Origin of the sequence: Sphingomonas sp. PL-96, from assembly GCF_020707215.1 — a bacterium.
Taxonomy (GTDB): Bacteria; Pseudomonadota; Alphaproteobacteria; order Sphingomonadales; family Sphingomonadaceae; genus Sphingomonas.
The window spans coordinates 1-25,594 of the sequence record NZ_JAJFET010000009.1 but is presented as its reverse complement, the minus strand read 5'-3'; the positions used below and the strand labels follow the sequence as shown (position 1 = coordinate 25,594).

The 25,594-nt window shown below is 66.3% G+C and carries 19 protein-coding genes and 1 pseudogene; 11 read left to right on the top strand and 9 right to left on the bottom strand.

The window, feature by feature from the left end; genetic code table 11:
• Positions 1-3: 3 nt before the first annotated feature.
• Entirely contained in the window at positions 4-2,895 is a 2,892-nt protein-coding gene (locus LK533_RS14675; protein ID WP_229363829.1) for a TonB-dependent receptor, read from the bottom strand.
• A 156-nt stretch (positions 2,896-3,051) separates the two neighbouring features.
• Here LK533_RS14675 and agaR point away from each other — a divergent pair, with 156 nt between their 5' ends.
• The gene (gene agaR, locus LK533_RS14670; RefSeq protein ID WP_229363828.1) at positions 3,052-3,822 is read left to right on the top strand and encodes a transcriptional repressor AgaR; all 771 of its coding nucleotides are present in this window, start codon (positions 3,052-3,054) and stop codon (positions 3,820-3,822) included.
• Positions 3,823-3,855: 33 nt separating this feature from the next.
• Here the strand turns inward: agaR and LK533_RS14665 are convergent, their stop codons facing one another.
• On the bottom strand, positions 3,856-4,962 hold the full coding sequence (locus LK533_RS14665; protein WP_229363827.1) for an amidohydrolase family protein: 1,107 nt from the start codon (positions 4,960-4,962) through the stop codon (positions 3,856-3,858).
• 158 nt (positions 4,963-5,120) lie between these two features.
• Here LK533_RS14665 and LK533_RS14660 point away from each other — a divergent pair, with 158 nt between their 5' ends.
• The 7 genes and pseudogenes from LK533_RS14660 to LK533_RS14630 all read left to right on the top strand — a co-directional run.
• Positions 5,121-7,211, top strand: coding sequence for a glycoside hydrolase family 36 protein (locus tag LK533_RS14660; protein WP_229363826.1), 2,091 nt, complete (start codon positions 5,121-5,123; stop codon positions 7,209-7,211).
• The gene (locus tag LK533_RS14655; RefSeq protein WP_229363825.1) at positions 7,208-8,134 is read left to right on the top strand and encodes a DMT family transporter; all 927 of its coding nucleotides are present in this window, start codon (positions 7,208-7,210) and stop codon (positions 8,132-8,134) included. Before LK533_RS14660 ends, LK533_RS14655 begins: the two co-directional genes overlap by 4 nt.
• A gap of 73 nt (positions 8,135-8,207) precedes the next feature.
• Positions 8,208-9,488, top strand: a complete 1,281-nt coding sequence (locus tag LK533_RS14650) for a D-tagatose-bisphosphate aldolase, class II, non-catalytic subunit (protein WP_229363824.1) — start codon at positions 8,208-8,210, stop codon at positions 9,486-9,488.
• Positions 9,481-10,611, top strand: coding sequence for an SIS domain-containing protein (locus tag LK533_RS14645; protein WP_229363823.1), 1,131 nt, complete (start codon positions 9,481-9,483; stop codon positions 10,609-10,611). The genes LK533_RS14650 and LK533_RS14645 overlap by 8 nt, the downstream gene beginning before the upstream one ends.
• Positions 10,608-11,549, top strand: coding sequence for an N-acetylglucosamine kinase (locus tag LK533_RS14640; RefSeq protein WP_229363822.1), 942 nt, complete (start codon positions 10,608-10,610; stop codon positions 11,547-11,549). Before LK533_RS14645 ends, LK533_RS14640 begins: the two co-directional genes overlap by 4 nt.
• Positions 11,550-11,612: 63 nt before the next feature.
• Positions 11,613-12,293 (top strand): HAD-IA family hydrolase, encoded by a 681-nt coding sequence (locus LK533_RS14635; RefSeq protein ID WP_229363821.1) that lies wholly within the window; start codon positions 11,613-11,615, stop codon positions 12,291-12,293.
• Positions 12,294-12,301: 8 nt separating this feature from the next.
• Positions 12,302-12,427: pseudogene (locus LK533_RS14630) on the top strand (integrase core domain-containing protein); the annotation flags it as partial.
• A gap of 406 nt (positions 12,428-12,833) precedes the next feature.
• On the opposite strand, the gene LK533_RS14625 reads toward LK533_RS14630, so the two are convergent.
• Positions 12,834-13,220: a hypothetical protein gene (locus tag LK533_RS14625; RefSeq protein ID WP_229363820.1), complete on the bottom strand. Its 387-nt coding sequence runs from the start codon at positions 13,218-13,220 to the stop codon at positions 12,834-12,836.
• 169 nt (positions 13,221-13,389) lie between these two features.
• On the opposite strand from LK533_RS14625, the gene LK533_RS14620 reads away from it, so the two are divergent.
• A complete protein-coding gene (locus LK533_RS14620) occupies positions 13,390-15,147 on the top strand; it encodes a M14 family metallopeptidase (protein ID WP_420705870.1) in 1,758 nt (585 codons plus the stop codon).
• A 144-nt stretch (positions 15,148-15,291) separates the two neighbouring features.
• Here the strand turns inward: LK533_RS14620 and LK533_RS14615 are convergent, their stop codons facing one another.
• On the bottom strand, positions 15,292-16,236 hold the full coding sequence (locus LK533_RS14615; RefSeq protein ID WP_229363818.1) for a serine hydrolase: 945 nt from the start codon (positions 16,234-16,236) through the stop codon (positions 15,292-15,294).
• A gap of 496 nt (positions 16,237-16,732) precedes the next feature.
• Here LK533_RS14615 and LK533_RS14610 point away from each other — a divergent pair, with 496 nt between their 5' ends.
• Positions 16,733-19,555, top strand: a complete 2,823-nt coding sequence (locus LK533_RS14610; protein ID WP_229363817.1) for a TonB-dependent receptor — start codon at positions 16,733-16,735, stop codon at positions 19,553-19,555.
• Positions 19,556-19,611: 56 nt separating this feature from the next.
• Here the strand turns inward: LK533_RS14610 and LK533_RS14605 are convergent, their stop codons facing one another.
• Together LK533_RS14605 and LK533_RS14600 are read right to left on the bottom strand one after the other, a co-directional pair.
• Entirely contained in the window at positions 19,612-20,286 is a 675-nt protein-coding gene (locus LK533_RS14605; protein ID WP_229363816.1) for a fumarylacetoacetate hydrolase family protein, read from the bottom strand.
• A gap of 144 nt (positions 20,287-20,430) precedes the next feature.
• A complete protein-coding gene (locus LK533_RS14600; protein WP_229363815.1) occupies positions 20,431-21,009 on the bottom strand; it encodes an opacity protein in 579 nt (192 codons plus the stop codon).
• A gap of 350 nt (positions 21,010-21,359) precedes the next feature.
• Between LK533_RS14600 and LK533_RS14595 the strand changes: the two genes are divergently transcribed.
• A complete protein-coding gene (locus LK533_RS14595) occupies positions 21,360-21,668 on the top strand; it encodes a hypothetical protein (RefSeq protein ID WP_229363814.1) in 309 nt (102 codons plus the stop codon).
• A gap of 233 nt (positions 21,669-21,901) precedes the next feature.
• Here the strand turns inward: LK533_RS14595 and LK533_RS14590 are convergent, their stop codons facing one another.
• From LK533_RS14590 to LK533_RS14580, 3 genes are all read right to left on the bottom strand, one after another.
• Entirely contained in the window at positions 21,902-22,204 is a 303-nt protein-coding gene (locus LK533_RS14590; RefSeq protein ID WP_229363813.1) for a hypothetical protein, read from the bottom strand.
• 11 nt (positions 22,205-22,215) lie between these two features.
• Positions 22,216-25,098: a M16 family metallopeptidase gene (locus tag LK533_RS14585; protein WP_229363812.1), complete on the bottom strand. Its 2,883-nt coding sequence runs from the start codon at positions 25,096-25,098 to the stop codon at positions 22,216-22,218.
• Between the two features lie 143 nt (positions 25,099-25,241).
• Positions 25,242-25,594 (bottom strand): TonB family protein (locus tag LK533_RS14580; RefSeq protein ID WP_229363811.1); only part of this gene is annotated, 353 nt, incomplete at its 5' end.

Here is a 25,594-nt window from a genome sequence, read left to right as displayed (position 1 = left end):
CGCCTAAAAGCGGGCGCGCACGCCCGCGAAGAACGCCCGGCCCGAATATTCGTAGAAGTTCGGAACGTTGCGGTATGTATTGAAACGCTTCACTGCCGATCCGAGCAGGTTGGATCCTTGCCCATAGATGGTGAAGTTCTTCGCCACGTCGTAGGAGAGGCTTGCGGAGACTTCATGATACGGATCTTCCTTGACCGGAAGATAGCCAAGATTTCCGGACTGAGCGTATACGAAGCGCGACTGGTAGCTGTAGGAGACCTGCGCCCCGATTCCGTGGTTCTCGTAGAACAACTTGGCATTGGCCGAGAAGGGGATGGCGCCCGGCAGATCAGTGGTGGTGTCGCCTGATTTCGCGCGCGAGTGGTTGTAGGTTGCGTTAGCCTGAATACCGAAGCCGTTGTCGAGGAAATATTGGCCGCCGACTTCGACGCCGTAGACATTGGCGCTGTCGCCATTGACGACCTGATATTGGACGAAGTTGAAATTCTGCTGCTGGTTCGCCGGCTGCTCGGTCGGCGTGACAACTACGTCCACCGGCACGGTCGAGACGAAATTGGTGATATGCTTGAAGAAAGCGGCCGCGGTGAGCGCGAGGCGGTTCGACGGGTAATATTCGAGCGAAACGTCCAGCTGGTCGGCACTGGTGGGGCGAAGGTCCGGGTTGCCGGCGTTGTAGATGATGAACGTACCCGACTGGGCAGAGGTCGCGTCCTGCGCCGGTGAAAGCTCCGCGAAGGTCGGCCGCGAGATCGCCTGCGATGCGGCAAGACGGATGCGCAGGCCATCGTCGAGATCGTAGGAGAAGTTCGCGGCAGGCAGCAGCCGCAGATAGTCGCCGCCGCCGTTGATCGCCTCCACGGGATTGAAATCGACGTCATTGTCCTGCGTGCCGACGCGCGGCAGGATGCTGGCGATGGTGGCGCCGTAGCCCGTCGAGTTCACCTTGGTATAGATCAGCCGCCCGCCGACATCCGCACGCCAGCGCTCGCCGGCGAGATTGAACTGGACGTATCCGGCCCAGGTGCGCTCCTTGATGCGGTAGGAAGCCGGAAGATCGGCCTCGATCACCTGCGTCGAATAGCCTGCCGGATAGGGCGACAGGGCACAGCCTGGAATGGCCGTCCCGCTATCGTCGAGGCAGCTGTTGGGATTCAGGATCGCGGGGTTGTTGTCGGCCCGTGGCAGCGCCGCGAGATAGGTGTCGATATCGAACACCGGCAGGTTGCGCGGGAAGTTGCCCGGCAGCTTGGAAAGGATGTTGTTCTGCGAGCCCTGGCGAACGACCTGTGCGCCGATCTCGCCGAAGGTGAAGGGGTAGCCGCAGTAGCTGCATGACGTCGTATATTGATTGTCGATCGTGTCGACGATCTTGCGCCGGTCCGTCCAGGCGGCGCCAAAGACGATCGAGCGGAACGTGTCGTTCTCGATCTCCCACTCGCCGTCCAGCTTCACGCTCTGAATGCGGTCCTCGATGTCCTGCCCCTGGATGCCGATGTAATGGGCCCGGAAATCGTCATCGGTAGCCTGGTCGAGCGTTCGCCCGCCGGGGAGCGTGATTGCGAGATCGGGAATACCGTTTTCCCTCGTCGCGAAGGTGGCTGATGCGCCGGTAATGCCCGCGACCACGAAGCGGTTCTGCCCGCCGGTATTGTCCGTCGCCTTGCCATAGTAGCCGTCCACCGCGAGCTTGAGCCGGTGGCCGACCTGCCAGTCGATACGCCCGCCGATCTGATAGGTCTGACTTTTCCGCGGCTCGTTCGTGGTGAGCACTTCCGACACGAGATTGTCGAGCGCGAAGCCGGTAACGACATTGTTCTCGTCGGTGGTGATCGATGCGGGGTCCCACCGCGGTGACCCGTCGTCACCTAGCGGATTGAGATAATTGGACGACCGGTAGTTGCTCTGCTTGACGTCGAAGTGGCTGTAGATCCCGTCAATCGTCAGCGCGAAGCGATCGGACGGCTTCCATTGAAACGCGCCGGCCGCGCCGATCCGCTCACGCTCGCCCTCGACATAGCCAACGCTATAATAGTCCGGCCAGATATAGGCCGGGCCATCCGGATTGTCGTCGACCCGACCGTCGCCGTTGAAGTCGACGCCATAGCCCGCCTCGGTGCCGTCGGTGATCGAATATTCGCCAAGATTGTCGGTGCGGAACTTGTACTTGTTGTAGCTCGCCCCGACGAGGATGCCCATTGTATTGTTGGCGAAGGTGGTGCTGACGACGCCGCTGGCGCGATAGCCGCCCTTCTCGGCGAAATCGTTATACTGCCCCTCGATTGCCGCCGAGGCATGGAAGCCGGTTCGGTCGAGTGGACGCGCGGTGCGCAGATCGACGTTGCCGCCGATGCTGCCCTCCAATTCGTTGGCCCGCACCGCTTTCTTGACCTCGGCACCCGAGATGATCTCCGACGGCAGCACGTCGAAGGCGAAGGAGCGGTCGGTGCCGTCGGTCGGCAGGATGCGGCCGTTGAGCGTCGTGATCGCGAAATTCTGGCCCAGGCCTCGAACGGTTATGTCGCGCCCCTCGCCCCGGCCGTCTCGGCCAACCGTCACGCCGGGGATGTTGGCGAGCGCCTCGGCGACGTTGCGGTTGGGAAATTTGCCGAGTTCCTCGGCAGAGATCGCGTCGACGATCGTGTCGGCGCTGCGCTTGGCCTGGATCGAGCGTAACAGGCTGCCGCGAACGCCGCGGACGATGATGTCGGCACCGGAACCGGGCTCACCCGTCTCGCCCGGCTGCTGCGCCGGATCGGTCAGCACCGCCTCCGGCTGGGGCGGTTCGTCCGCAGATTGCGGGCTCCCGGTTTGAGCGAGGACCGGCGGGCTTGCAGCGAGCGCAGCCGCGCAGACGCTCACCGATGCCAGATAATGCCACGTACCAAGTCGCGCCATTTCTCTTCCCCTTCCCGCTCTCATATTCGAGCGCGATATATTGCGTTTGGGTATCTTGGCTGTCGCAGAACTGTCAAACAGAAAAGAAACGAAACGTGCGTTTTTCTTGTCGCTCCGGTTGCGCGCTGATAAGTGCCCTGGTTCAGGGAGATGATGATGATCCGGGACACCAGCGAGCGACGCCAGCAGATCAGCGCCCTGGTGCGCGAGCGCGGCAGCGTCCAAGTGGCCCCGCTGGCCGAGCGGTTCGGCGTTTCGATGCAGACGATCCGCAAGGATCTGCACTATCTCGCCAAGCGCGGCGTGGCGGAGCGCTCCTATGGCGGCGCGATCTCGGCCGACGCGGTAAACGTCGCCACCGAAGCCCCCGTCGAGGCCAAGCGCCTGATCCTGCCGGCAGAGAAGGACCGCATCGGTCGCTGCGCCGCCGCGATGGTCGCGCCGGGCGATTCCATCGTGCTCGATTCAGGTACCACCACCCTCCAAATCGCGCGTCATCTGCCCGATTTGGAGGATGTCACCGTGCTGACCAACGATCTCGACATCCTCGCTGTGCTCTCGCGCAAGGAGCGGCTCAACGTCGTGATGCTCGGCGGCCAGCTTCGGCGACGCAACATGGCCTTCTACGGCGCGCAGACCGTCGCCGCGCTTGAGGATCTGCATGTCGACAAGCTATTCCTCGGTGTCGACGGCTTCGACGTGGATCGCGGTATCACGACCCATTTCGAGCCAGAGGCGATGCTCAACCGCAAGATGGTGCAGACGGCGCGGCGCGTGATCGCCGTGGCGGACCACAGCAAGTTCGGCCGCGTATGCCTGCATCGCATCATCAACGCGGGTGACATCGACGATCTTGTTACCGATGGCGCAACCAGCGATGTCACGCGCGCCGCCGACCGGCTCGGCTTCGCGCTGCATCAGGCATGAAAGGAGGCCGAATCGGCCCACCCCTCGCCCCTTCTACGTGCCGAGCCTGAAGACCCGCCTCGCGTTGGCATAGTAGATCTTGTCGATGACCCCGCGCGGCAATGCCAATCCCGCCGCGTCGCCCTTGATTGCATCGACCCGCTGCGACAGCCCCGTCGCGAGGTAACGCCAATCGGCACGCCACACCCGGCTCGCCTCGGCAGGGAAATCGTCGGCTGCCGGCGGGTTCTGCGCTCGAGCAGCGGGATCGGGCGGATTCTGCGTTAGATCAGTGCCGTACAACAGGCGATCCTGATATTTCAGGAAGAAGGCGCGGACCTTGGCCTGATCCTTCACCGACTGCGCCTGCAGGTTGGTCATACGCGCCGCCAGGTCCACCGTGGCGTTTGGATAATGGTCGAGGAAGCGCGCCAGCTCGTCGACGCTCCATTCCAGGCTGGCCATGTGCGCCCCGACGACGGAAAGTTTCGGATGTCGCGCCACGAACCGATTGCGGGCCGCCATCAACGCTTCGTAGCTCGGCTCTTCCGGGTGGAGGTACATGTAATACTCGGAGTGCGCCTTGAAATAGGCGCGGTCGTTCTCCGTCGTCATCTCGTCGAGGGGCAGCCAGCAATTGCGTGGCTCTCCCTGATGAGCGATCAGCGGCACACCCCGCGTCTCGATGTTCGCCATGACGGGATCGAACCGCGGATCGTCGAGGAAGACGCGCTTACCCTGCGTATCCTTGGCGACCATGCCGATGTTCTTCCACACCTTCACCGCGACCGCACCTCTGGCGAGTCCGGCCGTGACCTGCTGTTGGGCCCGCGCCGGCCAGCCCGGCGTGCCGAAACCGTCCATCGAGAAGGTGGTGGCGAAGTGGAAGCGCTTCGGATCGGCCGCGTGCATCTTGACTGCAATCGCCTCCTGCGTCGCCAGCGGCGGGAAGTCCGGATAGTCGACGTTGATCGACAGCAGTTCGAATCCGTCGCTCCGCGCGACGGCGAGGAACTCGGGCGTGTCGACGTTGGCATGAACATGGGCATCGAACTTGCGGACCCGGACGAAATCGCCCTCGCCATAGGTTGCCACTGGCGGCGGCGATGCCGCGGAGGCGAGCAGCATCGCCACGGTCGGAAGAAGGATGCGGACGATCATCAAGACACTCCCTCGCGCAAGGAAACGAAAGAAAACATTCGTGTAAGTTGCGTTATGGTTTGCGCTGGCACGTTCGATCGTGCAAGCTCTTTCCGGCGGCCGAAACCACATCCGGGTCACCGGAGGGGATAGCGGATCGCGTTGGAGGGACACGGAGAATGCCGCAGAATCATATCTCACGGCGTCAGGCACTGCGCGGGCTGATGTCGGGTGCGGCAATGATCGGCGGCGCCACGATACTCCCCGCCCCGCTCTACGCCGCACCGCCAGCAAGCACGCGGCTTACCGATGGCGTGCTGACGATCGAGATTGACCAGGGAATGCGCTCACGTCTGTGGCGTGGCAAGCAGGCGCTGACCGCGCTCGAGCCGGGTGAAGCACTGCGGCTGGTGGACGGCGGCGCGATCGACCGCTTCCTGCTGCTTGACCAGCAGCGTGAGCGCGTGAATGGGCCGCATGGTCCCGGCCAGCGCCACGTTCTGCGCAGCACCGCCTCGGGCAGGATCGAGCAGCGCAAGGCGATCACGTTCCTCGATCGCCACCCCGGCCTGGCGCTCGTCGATATCAGTTATCGCAACACCGGCACCGCGCCGTTGGGGATCGCGAGCTGGCGCAGCCTTAGCCACGATCTGCTGACGCACGCCGACGGCGCCTGGACATTCGCAGGAGCCTCCTACCCCGACCGGCGCGACTGGATCCAACCGGTCAAGCCCGGCTTCGAGCAACGCAACTTCATGGGAATGAACGGTTCCGACTATGGCGGCGGCACGCCGGTCGCGGTCGTGTGGCGGCGCGATGCTGGGATCGCGGTCGGCCACGTCGAAACGGTGCCACGCCTCGTCGCGCTTCCGGTTGCCGCGCAACCGACCGGCACCCGCATCGGAATGAGCGGCGACGCGCCGACAGTGCTGCAACCCGGCGAGACGCTGACGCTGCCCGCCAGCTTCGTGATGGTTCACGAGGGCGATCATTTCCGACCACTCGACGCTTATCGCCAACTCATGGCCGACCGCGGGCTTGCCGCACCGACCATCCCGGCCTCCAGCTACGAGCCGATCTGGTGCGCTTGGGGCTATGGCCGGAACTTCGACACCGAGCAGATCTACGCCACCTTACCCAAGGCCAAGGAGGTCGGGCTGGAATGGGCGGTGCTCGATGATGGCTGGCAGAAGTCCGAAGGCGATTGGATCGTCGATCAGAAGCGAATGAAGCGCGGCGACGCCGACATGAAGGCGTTTGCGGATCGCGTGAAGGCGGCAGGCATGAAGCCACGGCTGTGGCTTGCGCCGCTCGCGGTCGATCCCGGCACGGAGATGCTGCGCGATCATGCCGATATGCTGCTGCTCGATCGCGACGGGGCGGCCCAGAACGTTAGTTGGTGGAGCGCCTTCACCCTGTGCCCGGCGTATCAGCCAACGGTGGACTTCTTCCGCGCGCAGGTGCGCCGCATCGTCGGCGAATGGGGCTATGACGGGCTGAAGCTCGACGGCCAGCATCTGAACGGCGTCGCCCCGTGCTACAATCCGGCGCACAACCACGCCCGTCCCGAGGAATCGTTCGAGAAGCTGCAGGATTTCTGGAAAGCGATCTACGATGAGGCGATCGCGGCCAATCCGCAGGCGGTCGTCGAACTGTGCCCATGCGGCGATTCGTTCGCTTTCCACAACATCCCGGCGATGAACAACACGCCGGCATCCGATCCGCTCAGTTCGTGGCAGGTCCGGCTCAAGGGCAAGACGTTCAAGGCCTTGATGGGGCCGGCGGCGCCCTATTCCGGCGATCACGTCGAGCTGAGCGACAACCGCGACGATTTTGCCTCGACCTATGGCATTGGCGCGATCCCATCGACCAAGTTCACCTGGCCGCACGACACCGCAGATCCTGCCGAACCGCTGCCGCCCGGCGGATTCGTGCTGACGCCGCAGAAGGAAGCGGTGTGGCGCAAGTGGATCGCGCTGTACCGGGCCAACATGCTGCCCATGGCCGAGTATCTGGGCGGCTTGTACGACATCGGGTTCGACAAGCCCGAGGCGCATGTCGTCAACAAGGCCGGCACGCTCCACTACGCCTTCTTCGCCGACAAGTGGACCGGGCCCATCGCGCTGCGTGGGCTCAGTTCCGGCCGCTACACGTTGACCAACAGCTTCACCGGCACGCCGCTGGGCACGGCCAGCCGCGACAAGGCGAGCATCCCGGCGACCTTCGAGCGTTTCCTGCTGATCACCGCCACGCCGGAGACCGCCGCATGACCACCGCGACGCTGACGGCCGTCCCGTCCACGGGCGGGCGGGCCTGGCTAATCAATGCGCTGACCACCGTGGTGCTTTGGGGGTTCTGGGGCGCATTCTCGGGCCTGTCGCCGAAGCACGGCTTTCCCGACACTCTGGTTTATTGCGTGTGGGCACTCACGATGGTGCCGCCCGCGCTGCTGGTGCTGGGGCTGACCGGCTGGAAGCTGGACCCCTCACCGCGCGCGGTCGCTTACGGCCTCGCGGTAGGTCTGCTCGGCGCCGGTGGACAGATGGTGCTGTTCTACGCGGTGGCGCGCGGGCCGGCATATCTGATCTTCCCGATCATCTCGCTGTCACCGGTGGTGACGATCGCCTTGTCGTTCGTGATTCTACGCGAACGAACCGGGCGGCGCGGCGTGCTGGGAATCATCTTGGCGCTGCTCGCACTGCCGACGTTCGACTTCGCGACCGGTTCCGGCGGCAGCGCCATCTGGCTGCTCCCGGCGTTGCTGGTAATGCTGTGCTGGGGCGTGCAGGCCTATTTTATGAAGGCCGCCAACAACCTGATGTCGGCGGAAAGCATCTTCTTCTACATGATGCTGACGGGGCTGCTGCTGACGCCGGTCGCTTGGGCGATGACCGATCGGACACAGGCGATCAACTGGGCCGCGGACGGGCCACTGCTCGCCGCCGGCATCCAGCTGCTGAACGCGATCGGCGCGCTGACCCTGGTGTTCGCCTTTCGCCACGGCAAGGCGATCATCGTCGCTCCGCTCGCGAATGCCGGCGCACCATTGGCCACTGCCATCATCTCGATGATCGTGCTCGGCGTCATGCCGGGGCCGGTCAAGCTCGTCGGCATAGGCCTTGCGCTGATTGCATCGCTGCTGCTCGCGATCGAGCCGGACGCTGAAGACTCATCAGCGGCAACGTGGTCCTGAGTTTCGTTTGGTTTCGCTTTCTTGCGCTTGAGCGTGTTGAAGGTTATTGCGATTTGCGAAGGGGGACTCACCCGTGCAGACCATCAGAGACATCGTAGCGCGCCACAAAGCGGGTGAGCGTATCGGCATCCCGTCGGTCTGCTCGGCGCACCCGATCGTGATCGAGGCCACCCTGCGCCACGGGCTGACACGCGACTCGACCGTGCTGATCGAAGCGACGTCAAACCAGGTGAACCAGGACGGCGGCTATACCGGGATGGTGCCCGCCGACTTCCGCGCCTTCGTGGAAGCGATCGCACAACACGTCGGCTTTCCCCTTGATCGTCTCGTGCTCGGCGGAGACCATCTCGGGCCGAACGCCTGGACCGCCCAGACGGCCGAAGAGGCGATGGCCAAGGCCGAAGTGATGGTGGCCGACTACGTCGCCGCCGGCTTCCGGAAGATCCATCTCGATTGTTCGATGAGCTGCGCCGACGATGCAGTGCCGCTGCCCGAGCGCATCATCGCCGAGCGTGCCGCCCGGCTCGCGCGTGCCGCGGAAGACGCTTTCTCGGGCGAGGAGCACGACGCGCCGGTCTATGTCATCGGCACGGAAGTCCCCGTTCCTGGCGGCGCGGCGGAGTATCTGGAGGAACTGGCGGTGACGACCCCGGAAGCCGCCATCGCCACACTCGACATGCACCGCGACCTCTTCCGTGAGGCCGATCTCTCCGCGGCGTGGAACCGCGTGATCGCCACAGTGGTGCAGCCGGGTGTCGAGTTCGACCACGACAAGGTGGTGGACTATCGCCCGGAAAAGGCACGCGCGCTCAGCACCGCGCTCGAACTGGTCGCCGGCATCGTCTTCGAAGCGCATTCCACTGACTACCAGACCAGCGAAGCGTTGGCGGCACTGGTGCGCGACCATTTCGCCATACTGAAGGTCGGCCCCGGCGTCACCTTCGCGTTGCGCGAGGCGCTGTGGGCGCTGGACGCGATCGAACGCGAGACCGTGCCGGCCGAGCGTCGCGCGTCCCTGCGCGCCGTCGCGTTGGAGCGGATGCACGCCGCGCCCGGCAACTGGCGCAAATACTATCACGAGCAGGGCGAGGCACTTGAGCAGCAGCTGCAATACAGCCTGAGCGACCGCATCCGTTATTACTGGCCGGCCCCTGCCATCGCAGCGGCGCAAGAGCGGTTGTTCGACAATCTGCGCCAAACCGCGCCGCCATTGCCGCTGGTGAGCCAGTATCTGCCCCTTGCTTATGCCGCGGTGCGCGCCGGGACGGCGACCCGCGATCCTCTCGACCTAGTGATGGCGCATATCGCCGCCACGCTGGACACCTATTACGGAGCCTGCCACCCCCATGCCTGAAACCCTGATGGCGGCCAGTGCCGACACTGCCGAGTGCTGGACGCGGCGCGAGATCCTCCAGCAGCCGGACACGCTCGCCGAAACGCACGCGCTGATTGCACGTGATGCAGGTGCGCTCGACGGCTTCCTCCAGCCGCTGCTCGCGCGTCCGAACCTGCGCATTGTGCTGACCGGCGCAGGCACCTCGGCCTTCATCGGCGACAGTCTGGCGCCTTGGCTGTCGCAGTTGCTTGGCCGCTGCGTTGAGTCGATCCCGACCACTGATCTGGTCAGCTCGCCGGCATTGTTCCTGCGGGCGGGTGCACCGATCCTGCTGGTGTCGTTCGGTCGTTCGGGCAACAGCCCCGAAAGCGTCGCGGCGCTGGATCTGGTCGATGCGCGCGTCGCAGACGTGCATCACCTGATCATCACCTGCAATGCCGAGGGCGCACTGGCCAAGCGGCACTACGCCGACGGACATGTCATCCTGCTGCCCGAGGCCACGCACGATCGCGCCTTCGCAATGACGTCGAGCTTCAGCGCGATGATGCTGACCGCGCTCACCGCCTTCACCGGTCCGGCCGCAATGGCCGAGCGGGTCGTCGCGATCTCGGACGCGGTGCGCGCGGTCGCCCGCGACGTCGAAGAGAAGGCGACGGCGCTGGCAGCACGCAACTTCTCGCGGGTCGTCTATCTCGGGAGCGGCGTGTTCAAGGGTCTGGCGCGTGAGGCGGCGCTCAAGCTGCTCGAACTCAGCGATGGAAAGGTCGTGACGGCATTCGATACCGCACTCGGCTTCCGCCATGGGCCCAAGACGATCGTCGCGCCCGACGCGCTGATCGTGGTGTTCCTGTCCAACGATCCCCTCACCCGTCATTACGATCTCGACATCGTCGAGGAACTGCGTGCGGATGCGCGCTGCGGCGCGCTGTTGACGGTCTCGGCGCAGCCCGGTGACAATGCCGACGTGATCGTTCCGGGCATGGCGGCAGCGACGGATGCCGACCTGCTGTTCCCCTTCATCGTGCCGGCACAGCTCTACGCACTGCAGGTCTCGCTGGCGCTTGGTCTCACGCCGGACACGCCGAACCAGAACGGCACCGTCAATCGCGTCGTCCAGGGCGTGCGAATCCACAACGCATGACCGCGAGCTATTTTCTGGGCGTCGACGGCGGGGGAACCAAGACCGAATTCCTCTGCATCGACGACGGCGGACGCGAACTGGCGCGGGCGAGAACGGGCACCACTTATCATCTTCAGGTCGGACTGGATGGCGCCAAAGCTGCGCTGAGCGAAGGCGTCGGCGCGATCTGCGCCGCGCTTTCGATCACGCCCGCCGACATCGCCTTCGCCTTTGTCGGCCTTCCCGCCTTCGGAGAAGACAAGGCGACCGACCCGCTGCTCGACACCGCCTGTGCGGCGCTGCTCGGGCACGACCGCTATCGGTGCGCCAACGATATGGTGTGCGGCTGGGCGGGATCGTTGGCCTGCGAGGACGGGATCAACCTGGTCGCGGGGACCGGCTCGATCGGCTACGGGCGACGCGGCTCAGTGGAGGCGCGCACCGGTGGCTGGGGCGAGGTGTTCAGCGACGAAGGCTCGGCCTATTGGATCGCCGTACAGGGCCTCAACGCCTTTACCCGGATGAGCGACGGGCGCCTGCCCCGCGGGCCGCTCCACGCCGCCTTTGTCGACGCGCTGTCCCTCACAAACGATCTCGACATCTGCGCGAAAACGATGGGCTCCGGCGGGCTCGGTCGCGATGGGATCGCCGCCTTGGCGCCGATCGTCTCCAGCGCGGCGGCGGCGGGAGATCCGGCCGCGCTCGCGATCCTGACGCAGGCGGCACGCGAACTTTTCGCGATCGCCACTAGTCTGCGTGCACAACTCGGCTATGCGACGGGCGAACGCGCTGCCTTCTCCTGGTCTGGCGGCGTCGTGCAGCGGCAGGACGTTGTTCGCGAGACGCTGCGGCAGTTGTTGAACGAAAACGGGCAGTTCGAGGTGGTCGAGCCCCGATGGAGCCCAGTCGAGGGCGCCGCGCGTTATGCCCGCCTACTGAGCAGGGCCACGGCAGGCTGATTGTCACCCCGCCGTGGTGCGGCGGTTGCGCCCTCCCCCACAATCCTATTGAGGGTTTTCCTCATGCACATGCTCTCTTCCACTTCCGCCGTTACGCCCCTCGCGGGCCGTCGGTTCTCCGCCTTCCTGTTCGACATGGACGGTACGCTGATCACGAGCATCGAGTCGGCTAATCGCGCCTGGACGACTTGGTCACGCATGCGTAATTTCGACCCAGCACATGTCATCTCCATCATGCACGGCGTGCGCACGGTGGAAACGATGAAGCGCCTTGGCGTCAGCGATCCGGAAGCCGAGGCGGCGTGGATCACCAAATTGGAGATCGAGGATACCGACGGGGTGGCACCGATCGCCGGCGTAGCTAAGTTCCTCGCCGGGATCCCCGAAGGCCGCTGGGCGATCGTGACATCCGCCTCGCGCAAGCTAGCCGAAGCGCGTCTTGCCCGAGCCGGGATCGCGATCCCGCCCGTGCTGGTCACCTCGGAAGATGTCGAGCGTGGCAAGCCCGATCCTGCATGCTTTCTGCTCGGTGCGAAGCGGCTCAACGTCGATCCCGCCGAGTGCCTGGTGTTCGAGGACACCGTTGCGGGCCTCAACGCCGCCGACGCAGCTGGTGCCGCCGCTCTTGCAATCACTGCCACGCACAGCCACCCGATCGGCACGGCGCATTCAGCCATTCCCGATTATCGCGGTCTGGCCGTCAGCGCCAACACCCAGGGTGTTGCTGTCGTCAGTGCTGCTTAGCCGTCACCAACGGCGAGATCTTCTACAGCCTCGCAGAGGCCAGGATGCTGATCGAGGCGGGGCGACGTCACTACAACACAGCCCGGCCGCACAGCAGCCTCGGCTACCGACCGCCGGCCCCGGAAACGCACTAACTATCAACCCGGACCACCCGGTGGGGGCCGCTCACCGCCGTCGCTGATCTACCTCGCGGAGCGGCGCTCATCCCGTCTCGCTGAAGTAGACTCATTTGTGACTAAGCGCTTTCTTCTGAGCGAGTTCTACCGGCTGGACAGGGCGTAGGTTGATCGTGACCCCCGTCAAGACGTGCAGACCGTAATGAGGGAACGGCGAGCTTGCTCATGGGTGTGCGGCTAGCTCGAGTTTGCATCCATTCCAAAAGGGCAAGCGGGTTACAGAGATAAGGTTACAAACCGCCGTTTTCCCTCCCACATTAGGCGCACTTCAAGGTTGCGCCCACAAACGTACCTGCGAATCTCTCGTGTCGCTGCGGCGACAGGGGGTGACCTTGTCCGGCTGGCCTAGAGCACGAAGGCAGGGCTACCCGCGGTCGAACCGGGTGTTGGACGTTGCGAGGTCCGCTCGCGGGGCATGCAGCACTTGATCCAGCAGGTCGCGGAACATCGCGGGCGTCACTTCTGGTTTGCGCCGGATGCTGGCGCGTTGGAGCATTCGTTCGGCGCGCGCCTCCAGCACCGCTCGACGATCAGGGGCGGCCAGCAACACCCGCAAGTCCGCCTCCCGAATATCAAAGGCCGGAGTGCGGGCTGTGCCTGAGGTCACCGGCAATACATAGACGAGCCGCCCTGCCACATCATCGACGTGCGGCGCCGCGCGGCGATCTTCAACACCAAACCGTTCTCCTGCCGGCGGTTGCGGATGTGTGTAGAGGGGACAGCTTTCCGGCCGTTCGCGCCGGGAACGCATCCAATCCGTACCACCAACGGCCGCTCGGTTGCATAACGATATATCATCGCGTACGCAGAGCCGCGCCGTTGGGCGGTGCCCCTGGATCCCCCCAGGACGATGGCGCGGTGCCCTGGAACAACCGCCAGTTGCAGACCATCAGGAGTCGTCCTTGCCCTTCCGCGCCGCCGTGTTCGCAACCGCCTTCCTCTGCTCCCCGTTTTCAGCCGCCGCCCAACAACCAGCGTCACTGCCCCCCGCCCTTCCCTGGTCCGGCAGCAGCGAGGCATTGATCGCCGCTCCGAACGACCCCTGGATCACCCCGGCCGAGCGCGCCGGGTTCCAGGCGACGCCAAGCTATGCCGAGACGCGCGCCTGGCTCGAACGGCTCGACGCCGCCTCGCCGCTGGTCTCGATCGAAACCATCGGCCGCACCGGCGAAGGCCGCGACCTGCTCGCCGTGCGGGTCAGCAAGGGCGGCGCGAGGAAGCCGGTGGTGCTGATCCAGGCCGGCATCCATCCGGGCGAGATCGACGGCAAGGACGCCGGCCTCATGCTGCTGCGCGACATCGCGCTGCGCGGCAAGGACGGGCTGCTCGACGCGGTCGACCTGGTGTTCGTGCCGATCCTCAACATCGACGGGCACGAGCGGACGGACGTCCTGAACCGCCCGCACGACCGGATCCCGTTCGCCAAGGGCTATCGCGCCAACGCCCGCAACCGCGACCTCAACCGCGACTATGCCAAGCTCGACGCGCCGGAAACGCGCGCGGTCGTCGGCCTGCTGCGCACGCTCGATCCGCTGCTCTACATGGACTTCCACGTCAGCGACGGCTTCGACCACCAATATGACGTGACCTTCACCTACGCCGGCTGGGGCACCTACGCCCGCCACCGCGCCACTGCGGACTGGCTGGAGCAGCGGTTCGGGCCAGGCGCCACCGCCGCGCTGGAGCGCGCCGGGCACATCCCCGGCGTCTATCCCAGCGCGATCGACGCGCATGATCCCACCAAGGGGATCCGCTTCAGCCCGGAAGGGCCGCGCTATTCGACCGGCTATGGCGACTTCATCGGCGTGCCGACCGTGCTGGTGGAGAACCATTCGCTCAAACCCTATCGCCAGCGCGTGCTCGGCAGCTATGTGCTGATGGAAGCGGCGCTGCGCCTGGCAGCCACGGACGCCGACCGCATCCAGGCGGCCAAGGCGAAGGACCGCGCCAGCCGCCCCGCCCGGCTGATGACGCGCTGGACGCCCGCCAGCCAGCCGATCGGCTGGATCGACGGCTTCAAGGGCGTCGGGTACGAGACCTATCGCTCGCCCGCCTCGGGCCGCATGGAGCAGCGCTGGCTCGGCCGGCCGATCCGCTTCCGCATGCCGATCATCGGCCAGACCGCGACCGAGCAGGTCGACCTGCCAAACGCCTGGTGGGTGCCGCCCGGCTATGGCGACATCGTCGAGCGGCTGACGCTCCACGGCATCCGCTTTGAGACGCTCGATGCGCCCCGCACCCTCGATCTCGACCGGGTGCGCCTGCGCCACCCTGCGCTCGGCAAGCCGAGCGAAGGCCGCGTACCGGTCACCGCGACCACTTTCCACGAAGCCGTGCGCGAGACGCTGCCCGCCGGCTCGGTCCGCGTGCCCGCCGACCAGCCGCTCGGCCTGCTCGCCGCCGCGCTGCTGGAGCCGGAGAGCCAGGATTCCTTCTTTGCCTGGGGCTTCTTTGCCGAGGCGCTGCAGCCCCCGCCCGGTACCGAGGATTTCGTGCTGGCGCCCATGGCCGACCGGCTGCTCGCGACAGACGCAACGGCGCGCGCCGCGTTCGAACAGCGCCTCGCCGCCGACCCAGCCTTTGCCGCCGATCCCGCCGCGCGCCTGGCCTGGTTCCGCCACCGGCTGCTGCCTGCCGACCCCTATGCGCTGCGCTACCCGATCCTGCGCGAGCGCTGAACAGGCGGAGGCCCTGGCAAGGATCCTGTTCATGCTCCCGCGAAGGCAGGAGCCCAGGGCTCCAGACCCCGCAAGGCGTTGCCCTGCTTGGCCCTGGATCCCTGCCGCGCCTCTTCGCGCTGCCCCTCCGTCCCGGCAGCCGGGTCAGTCGGTCGACGCGATGATCGCGCGGCTGACGTCGCCCATCAGCCGCATCCGCACCGGGATCGGCTCGCGCGTGCTGGCGATCATCACCGCCACCGCATAGCGGTGCCCGTCGGGCCCCCGCAGCAGCCCCACGTCGTTATAGCCGGTCGACAGGCTGCCCAGCTCCTGCCCCGTCCCGGTCTTGTGCGCCAACGTCCAGCCGGGCTGCAGTCCCGACTTCAGCCGCAGCGGCCCGGTCTTGCTCGCATGCATCAGCGTTACCAGCGAATCCGTCGACCGGGCGCTCAGCAGCTTACCCTGCGCGAGCAGTGCGATGCCCAGGGTCACGCCATTGGCCGATGCGCCGTCATAGGGGTCGGCCAAATAGCGTTCGAGCGCCCGGCGCCGCGTCTCCTGGTTCATCGCAGCGCGCGCCTGCAGGAAGCCCGAGCCGCCGGCCCATTCCGGCTTCCACTCCAGCCCGGCGGTGCGCGCCTGCAGCAGCCGCTCGCCAGGGCCAAAGGTCACGCCCTCGATCCCCTTGGTCTTCAGCATGCGCCGGATCGCCTCGGGTCCGCCGACCTTCCACAGCAGCACGTCGTTGCAGGTGTTGTCGCTGCGCGTCATCGCGCAGGACAGCAGGTTGCCGATGGTGGTGCGATACCCGTCGGCCCCGATCTGCGCCCGGATCGGCTGGTGGAATACGGTCAGGTCCGATCGCCGCACCGTGATGGGGTCACTGAGCGAAAGCCGGCCCTGGTCCACCGCATCCATGACTGCGATCGCGACCCAGAATTTGCTGACGCTCTGCTGCGGCCGTGGCGTGTCGCCGCCCCAGGCGACGGTCCAACCCTCGTCGATGTCGCGGACCGAGATGCCGACTTCCCCGCGAAAGCTGCCGCCCAGCGCCTGGATCGCGTTCAGCAGCCGTGCCGAAGGCTGCAGCCGGACCGGAGGCGACACCGGCGGGCGCAACACGGGCGGGGCGGGCGCGACGGTGATCGGCGGCGGGGCCGGCGCCGGACGCTGTGGCCCCGACGGAATACAGGCAGCAACCGAACAGAGCGACGCGACAAGGACGCCACGACGCAGAGACTGGATAGGTGACATTGTTACTTCCCTTTGATCCCTGCTTAGCGCCTGGCCGGGCAGCGGGAAGCCTCCGAGCGCCGCCTGTCCCGCAACAGCCGCCGTTCGTCGCACGGCGCGCACGACCACGCCGCCGCACGGCTCGCGGCAGCGGTCGCTGACCTGAAATGGCGAAGTGTTGCACCGATACCGCTCCCATTGCTTTGGGGTCGGGTACTTCGGCCTGCCAACTGTTGCCGAATGTCCACAAAAGCCCCAGCCCAAGAAAAAATATGATTAGATACTTGCGTCCGTAAAATTGTCGGCGCTTATGTCGGACATAAGCGAGCGGCCTAAGCCGCCGTGACACTGATTCCTGGGGAGGATGTCTATGATCGACGCAAGGCGCTTCTGCGTCACCACTTCGGCACTCGCGCTGCTGGCAGCTGCGCCGGCTGCCTGGGCACAGGACGCGCAGGTTCCTGAGGCCGGGCAAACCGCAGAAGGGGGCACTCCGGCGTCCGCTCAGGAGTCCATCTCCGCACCGGCGGATACCGGCGAGGCTTCAGGCGACGTGATCGTCGTGACCGGCCTGCGCCGCAGCCTTGCCACCGCCGCCGCAATCAAGCGCAACTCGGAAGGCATCGTCGACGCCGTCGTTGCCGAAGACATCGGCAAGCTGCCCGACACCTTTGCCTCGTCGGCGCTTCAGCGCGTCGCAGGCGTCAACGTCACCCGCGGTGGCGGTGAGGCTGCGGGCGTCACCGTGCGCGGTCTTCCCGACCTGACCACCACCTATAACGGCCGCCAGATCTTCACCGCCGAAGGCCGCTATGTCGCAATTCAGGACTTCCCGGCCGGCACCGTCGCCGCGCTTGAAGTCTTCAAGTCGGGCCTCGCCCCGCAGATCGAGGGCGGCATCGCCGGCTCGATCAACGTGCGCGGCCGCAAGCCATTCGACTTCAAGGGCTTTGAGCTTTCGGGCTCGCTCAACGGCGTGCTGTCGCAGCAGTCCGAAAAGATCGTGCCCAACGGCAACCTGCTGATCAGCAACCGCTGGGATACCGGCATCGGCGAAATGGGCCTGCTGCTCAACGCCTCCTATGTTGGCGTGAACTTCCTCGACTCCACCCGCGAGCAGTCGCTGGTGATCGCCACCACCAACGTCACCAACGCGGACGGGACGGTGTCGAACCGCGCTCCCGGCGCCGCCTCTGGCCTGCGCTTCCCGGACGCACAGGGCAATTTCCTGGGCTATGGCAACCGCTACCGCCCGTCCGCCAACGCCGCCTTCCAGTGGAAGCCGACGCCGGAGCTGGAGATCTACGCCGACGGCCTGTACCAGGGCTTCCGGTCCAAGGATTACAACCGCTGGATGTTCATCCCCATCTACGGGGACCTGACGCTCACCAACGTCGAGACGATCGGCGGCACCAACCAGATCGGCAGCGCCACCGTCACCGGTGCGTCGCGACCGGACGGCTACACCGGCTCGTTCAACGGCAAGACCGACACCTATCAGGCCGGCGCCGGAGCGATCTGGACGAAGGACCGGCTGCGGCTGTCCGCCGACATCGCCTATACCGACAGCAAGTACAGCACGAGCGTCATCAACATCGACTATGCGATGGCCAGTTCGCCCGTGCGCAACGTCCAGTTCGAGGCGGCAAAGGACGGCGGCCCGACCCAGAGCTTCGTCGACTTCGACATCACCGATCCGTCGAACTACATCAGCCGCGGCCTTTGGCAGGAGCGCCTGGTCGTCAGCGGCCAGGACTGGCAGACGCGTGCCGACCTCTCCTATGATCTCGACCTCGGCTTCCTGAAGCGCATCGACGTCGGCATCCGCTATTCCGACCGCAAGGCCGGCCGTGACCTCGGCAACCTCTACATCAACAACGAAGGGGATCGCGTCCCGCTGAGCTCTCTGCCGGGGCTGGACATCACGACCATGCTGCCGGGCTTCACCTACAACCAGGTGCAGCCGAACGTCTTCTTCGCGGCGCCCACGCGAGACAGCATTCGGGACAGCATCGTCGATCTGCGCAGCGTCTTCGGCGCACCGGAAGGCGTTCCCGCCTTCAACCCGGCCGAGAACTTCCGCGCCAACGAGAAGTCCTACGCCGCCTACGCGCAGATCAAATATGGCTTCAACCTGGGCTCGGTGGTCCTGGATGGCGTCGTCGGCCTGCGCGCGGTGAAGACCAAGACCAAGATCGACGGCTTCTCGCGCGTGGTCGACGGCGTCGACGAGGATGGGGCGGAAATCGTCTCCTACCCGGCGATCAGCGCAAGCAACGACTATACCGACTATCTGCCCAACGCGAGCGCACGCATCGGCCTAACCGACGAGTTGCAGCTGCGCCTGGCCTATACGCAGACGCGCACCCGGCCGAACTTCTTCGACCTGCGTCCCAACCTCTCGCTCGGCCAGCCGGTCGTGCTGGCCCCGGACGATCCCTGCAACGACGACCCCACGACCGCCGCATGCGTCGAGCGCCTGCGCCGGGGCGGCTCCGCGGGCAACCCGGACCTGAAGCCGCTCACCTCGAACAACTACGACGTGAGCCTGGAATATTATTTCTCGCGCACCGGGTCGTTCACCGCCGCACTCTTCCGCCACGATGCGGAGGGCTTCCTGGCGACCGTCGACGATCGCTCGGTGGAGGGCCTGCGCATCGCCCGCCCGGTCAACCTCGGCAAGACCCGCCTTCAGGGTGCGGAAGTCACCTTCACCAGCTTCCTCGACTTCGAAGGGCTGCCGGATTGGGCCAAGGGCTTCGGCATCCAGGCGAACGGCACCTATATCGACGCCAAGGGCGACCTGATTCCGAGCTTCGCCGAGACGCGCGACGGCGGGAAGGAAGCATTCCCGGGTGTGTCGCGCTGGGCCTACAACCTCGTCGGCCTGTACGAGCGCAACCAGTTCTCGGCGCGCCTGGCGTACAACTACCGGTCGAAGTTCATCACCGCCTATACGCTCGAGACGTTCGATCCGGTCGCGCACGCCATCGTCGAGCGCGGTCGCGGCCAGCTGGACTTCTCGACCTCGGTGACGCCGATCGACAATGTGACGATCGCGTTCGACATCGTGAACCTGCTCGGCAACCCGCTGCGCCGCACCCGCCAGTACAGCGAGACGGGCGACGCCTACACGCGTCAGGTGCTCTATCTGGAGCGCGCCTACTCGCTGGGTGTCCGCTTCCGCTTCTGACGCGCGGAACGGGTGGAAAGGAGGCGCGGTCCCACGGGACTGCGCCTCTTTTGCATTCAGGCGAGTTCGATGCGGACCGGCGGCAGACCGTCAACGGCTGCCGTCACCTGGTCGCCCGGGTTGAGCGGCCCCACGCCCGAAGGTGTCCCGGTGAAGATCAGGTCGCCGGGCGCCAGGCGCACATAGGTCGACAGGATCGCCAGGATCTCGGCCGGCGACCAGATCATGTCGGACAGCACGCCGGACTGGCGACGCGCGCCGCCGACGTCCAGCGTGATCGCCGACGTCGCGGCGGGCAGCGCGCCCGGCACGATCGCGCCGATCGGCGCCGACTGGTCGAACCCCTTGGCCATGTCCCACGGCCGCCCGGCCTTCTTGGCCACCGCCTGCAGGTCCCGCCGGGTGAGATCGATGCCCACCGCGCAGCCAAAGATCAGTCGCTCGGCATCCGCTGCCGCGATGTCGCTGCCCCCCTCACCCAGCGCGAGTACCAGTTCCACCTCGTGGTGCAGGTCCTGCGTCTGGCCGGGAAACGGGATCGCGGTGCCACTCGCCACCACCGCGTCGGCGGGCTTGGAGAAGAAGAAGGGCTGCTGGCGATCGGGATCGCTGCCCATCTCGCGCGCATGCTCGGCATAGTTCTGGCCGACGCAAAAGATGCGGCGCACCGGAAAGCGGTCGCTGCTGTCGTGGATGGCCACGGTCGGAATGGGGAGGCTGGGGATGTCCATCCGCCCCAGATAGTACGCACGCCCCCGCCCGGCCAGTGCGGGCTCGGCGGGTGCCCCCCGCGGACCAGCCTGCTCCAGACGCAGAAAGGGCGGCGTCCGGTTACCGAACGCCGCCCCTTCCGGTACGCAGTTACACGATCGCGCTTAGAAGTGCGCGACCAGACCCGCCATCGGGCGGAGGCTCTGGGTGTCACCGAAAGTGGTGACTTCACCGCGGAAACGGATGCCCGCGTTGCCCGTCAGGCCGCTCAGGCCGATGTCCTTCGGGCCGACTTCGAAGCCGAGGCCGTAGGTCATGGCGTGATAATCGGGGCTGTCCTTGCCGAATGCGGCGAAGTTCACCCACTGATAGCCAACCTTGCCGTAGATCAGGCCGCTCTCACCAGCGCGCACACCTGCGCGGCCGGCAACGCCATATTCCCAGTCGATGTCGCCCGAGATGCCCTTCACGGCGTTACCCTCGGCGCCGATGAACACGGGACCCAGCGGCACGTTGAAGCCGACGATGCCCTGCACCAGGCTGCCGTCCAGGCGGCCGCTGCGTGCTGCGGGGATGCCTGCTTCGTTCGGCTCGTTGTCGAACTGCTCCCAGCCGCCCAGCACGGCGACGTACGGGTCGATGCCGAACGCGCGCGAACCGTCAGGTGCAGTGTCCTGCGCGGCCGCCGGCATGGCGACGAAAGCTGCAGCGGCGGCAACGGCTGAAAGCGTGATCTTACGCATACTTGATACCTCTGTTATTCGTTTGGATCCGGTGTCGTTGGTGCGACGGCTATCCGAGGCTCCGTAAACCGGCCAGCATCAGGAATGTTGCACCGCAATCGTTTCCTCGGACACTCCGATCGGAACCCGTGATCATTCTGCAACAGTCCTTAACGCGGGGAAGGTTTATGGCGCGTCAACTGCGGCAGCGGGACCGCCGAAACATGGCGGAGATGTGGCAACTCGCCTCTTTTGATTTGTAAAGCCCGATTTGCTCGCTTCAGCGCACCAGCGGCACGGTTCATGCCGCGCTGGGAACCGTCGCCGGCGGCTGCCGGTTTCGGGCTCAAGTCCCTGAAGGAGAGCGTATCATGTCCAAGACCTTCCTGGCCCTTGCCGCTGCCGGAACGCTGCTTGCAGGTCCGGCCCTCGCCGGCGATCGCAACCGCGCGCCGGTCTATTCGGACTCCAATTCGCACTACCTCGACTACAAGACGGACATCAGCGAGGCGAAGCGCGAGCTTCGCAAGGATCTCGCGCGCGCGGACGATCCGGCCGATCGCGAGGACGCCTGGGCCGAATACCAGCGTGAGGTCGCGGACGCGAAGCATGATTTCCGCAAGGAAATGGCCGAGGAGGGTCGCCCGATCCGCCGCATCCCGGTCGTGACGGTCGAGTGATCCGCCACCGCCGGGGCGTGCTGCTGGCCGACAAGCGTTCGTCCTGAGTAGCGATTGCGCGCAGCCGAAATGGCGGATCAAAGGACCGTCACCGGTGCTTCGATACCGGGCTTCGACAAGCGCATCGCCACCTCGGCACGACCGGTTCTACTGCCAGGGGACCGCCCCCAAACCAGAAGGGCCCGCTTGCCGGCTGGCAGACGGGCCCTTCTTGCTGCGACGTGCGGCCGCGATCAGGCGGCGCGCGTGCCCGTCATCGGGAAGCTGCCGAACGCGCCGGCACCCACGTCCCCGGTGATCGTGTCGCCCTCGATCCGCGCGGTGCAGTCCAGCGTCAGCGGCATCGGCACCGTGACCGACACCTTCCAGCGCAGCGTGTCGCCTTCGACCTGCCCGTTCTCGATCTCGACCGATCCCATCGTGCCCGAATAGCTGCCGGTAAAGCCGCTGCCTTCCTGCCGGATCGTCAGCGTCGCACGCTGGTCGCCCAGCGGCGTCTTGGTCACCGTATCCCAGCTGCCGTCGATATCCGCCATGGTGCGCTCTCCTACTTGCTGCCCTGCGCGGTCGCGGCGGGCGCTGCTGCGACCACCTCCACCGGCAGCCCCAGCCTGTCAAGCTGCGGCCGGACGAGCTTGGCATCGCCCACCACGACATAGACGAAGCGGTTGGGGTCCAGTGCCTTGCGCGCCGCCGCGTTCAGCTGCGGCAGGGTGAAGCCGCGATACTGGTTGGTGATGGTCGCATAATAATCGTCCGGGCGCTTGAGCAGGTCGTTCGTGATCATGGCGTCCAGGATCGCGTTGGACGTCTCGAACCGCCCCGTCAGCTCGCGGGTCTCGCCAGTGATGGTGCGGTCGAACTCCTGGCTGGTCATGCCGTTGGTGGTCAGGAACTCGCGCACGTCCTTTTGCAGCGCCGCGATCGAATCCCCGGTGCGGTCCGCCTGGACGGGTGCCGACACCACATAGCTGACGGCGTTCGGCAGCTGGTTGACCGAACCATGCGCGCCATAGGACCAGTGCTTCTCCTCGCGCAGGTCCATGTTGATCCGCGACAGGAAGTTGCCGCCCAGGGCATCGTTTGCGGTGGTCAGCGCCAGCAGGTCGTCGGTGCCCTTCTCCGGCGTCATCTGCCCGCCATAGATCAGCGACTGGGGCGAATCCGGCCGGTCGATCAGCACGATCTTTGCGCTCGCCTGCTGGGGTGCTGCGGCAAAGTCCTTGGTCCCGCCGGTGCCCGTCGCGCGCCAGCTGCCAAAGCCCCTTTCCAGTTGGGCCTGCACCTCGGCCAGCGGACGATCGCTGGTGACAAAGATCTTGGCCTTGTCCGGCCGCAGCCACGCCTGGTGGAACGCGACCAGGTCCGCGCGGGTCAGCGCCTGCACCGCCGCCGGATCGCCGCTGCCCGCTGCCAGCTTCGCATAGGGCGAGTCCTTGCCATAGAGCAGCGGCGGCATCGCCCGGGTGGCCAGGCCATAGGGGCTGGTCATTTCCTGCGCGATGCGGGCGAGCTGCGTCGCCTTCAGCCGCTCGACCTCGGCCGGCGCGAAGGCGGGGTTGCGCACGATGTCGGCCAACAGCGTCACGCTGCTGGCGAGGTTCGCGCTCGGGCCCCCCAGCCCCACATAGGTCAGGTCCGGCGTGCTCGACGTGAAGATGTTGGTGCCCAGCCGCTCCTGCTCCTCGGCCAGCGCGACCGAGTTGCGGGTGGTGGTACCCTCGTCCATCACCGCCAGTGTCAGTGCCTGGGTGCCGAGCTTGCCGGCCGGGTCCGCCGCGACGCCCGCGTCGAAGCTCACCGCGATCTGCGTCACCGGCACCGCCGTGCGCTGCGCATAGACCAGCTCGATCCCGTTCGACAGGCGGCTGCGCTGGATCGCGGGGAAGCTCAGCTCCTGCACCTGGCCGACGTTCGGCAGCGCGCCGCGCGTGCCCTTGGCCGGCCCCTCTGCCGCAGCCGGCGTGGGTGCCACCGGCGCCTCGGCCACCTTGGGGCTGGCTTGCGCCTCTTCATACGCGTCGCGCGCGCCCGGCTCGACCGTCAGCGCATAGACCGGGCGCGACAGCCACTTGCTCGCCGCCGCCTTTGCCACCGCCGGCGTCACCGCCGCCAGCCGCTGGAGCTCCTTCTTGTAATGGTCCGCATCGCCCAGATAGAGTTCGCCCTGCGCCAGCGCGACCGCCTTGCCGCCAAAGCCGCCGACCGATTCCAGTCCCGCAACCGTGCCCGACACTGCCGTGGTGGCGACGCGCTGCACCTCCTGGGCCGTAGGGCCGGTGCGCAGGAAGTCGGCCACGACCTGGTCCAGCCGCGCTGCCGCCACCTTGGCATCCACGCCCGGGCGCACGTCCATGCTGATCACGAACATGCCCGCCTGCGCCAGCGTCTGGTTGGAGGCCGAGACGGAGACCGCCAGCTTCTCCTGCCGGACCAGCACATTCTGCAGCCGCGAGCTGCCGAGCCCGCCGAGCGCCCCTGCCGCCACGTCCAGCGCGGTGGAATCGGCACTGTCCATCCCCGGCACCGCCCACATGCGCATCACGCGGGTGGCGGCGACGCGGTCACGGATCGTCTCCGCCTTGGGCGCCGCCAGCGTCGGGATGCTGATCGCCGGCCGCGCCGACTCCGGCCCCTTGGGGATCTTGCCGAAATATTTCTCGACCAGCGGCCGCGCCTCGGCGGCGGTGATGTCGCCGGCCAGCACCAGCACCGCGTTGTTGGGCCCGTAATGGCTGCGGAACCAGGTCTTCACATCCTCCAGGCTCGCCGCGTCCAAATCGGCCATCGAGCCGATCACCGAGTGGTGATACGGGCTGCCTTCCGGAAACAGCCCCTCGGTCATCTTGTAGCGCACCAGGCCATAGGGCTGGTTATCGCCCTGCCGCTTTTCGTTCTGGACGACGCCGCGCTGCTCGTCGAGCACGCCCTGGGTGATCGCGCCGAGCAGATAGCCCATGCGGTCGCTTTCCAGGAACAGCGCCCGCTCGAGTGCTGCCCGCGGCACCGTCTCGAAATAATTGGTGCGGTCGAACGAGGTCGTGCCGTTGAAGTCGGTCGCCCCCACCTCGCGCAGCGGCGCGAAGAAGTCGCCCGGCGCATTCTCCGACCCGTTGAACATCAGATGCTCGAACAGATGCGCAAAGCCGGTCTTGCCCTTGGGCTCATGCTTGGAGCCGACATCATACCAGGTCGACACCGCCACGATCGGCGCCTTGCGATCGGTGTGTACGATCACGGTCAGGCCGTTCGCCAGCGTGAACTTCTCGTGGGGAATGTCGACCGGCCGGATGAGCTCGGCGATGGGCGCGGCAGGCAGCTGCGCCACGCTCTTGGGCGCGGGCGCCTGGGATGCGGCGGGCGCCGCCCAGCCGGCGGAGCCGGTCGCAAGCGCAGTGGAGGCGGCAAGAAGTGCGGCAAAGCGGAGCATGGAACCTCGGCGATCCAGGACGGAATAGTCGGAGCCTATGGTCTTGAGTCTGCACTGACAATCGAAACTGCGGCTTGTCGCGCGAAAACTGCGGGTCGTCGTACGCGCGCGTCCTGCACCGGCGGCCTCGGCATCCAATCGTTTCAGCGGATGAAGTTATACTCGATCGGCACGATCACCCAGGCCAGGTCCGCCGTCTTCCCGTCCACCTTGGGCGGATAGATGCGGAACTTGGGAGAGGCGGCAAGCGCCGCGGCGCCAAAGCCGCTTCCCTGCGGTGTTTCCTTCAGCACCGAACAGTCGCGCAGATGCTTGTCACGCCGGACACGGCACACCAGGAACGCCTTGCCGGAAATGCCGCGCTTGCGCACCTCCGCCGGGATGTCCGGGTTGAGCTCGCGGGGTCCCGGCCGCTTGACCCAGCGCGCGACCGTCACGGTCGAATCGCCGCTGCCGCTGCCGGCACCCGTTCCCGCGCCACTCCCGGTCCCCCGCC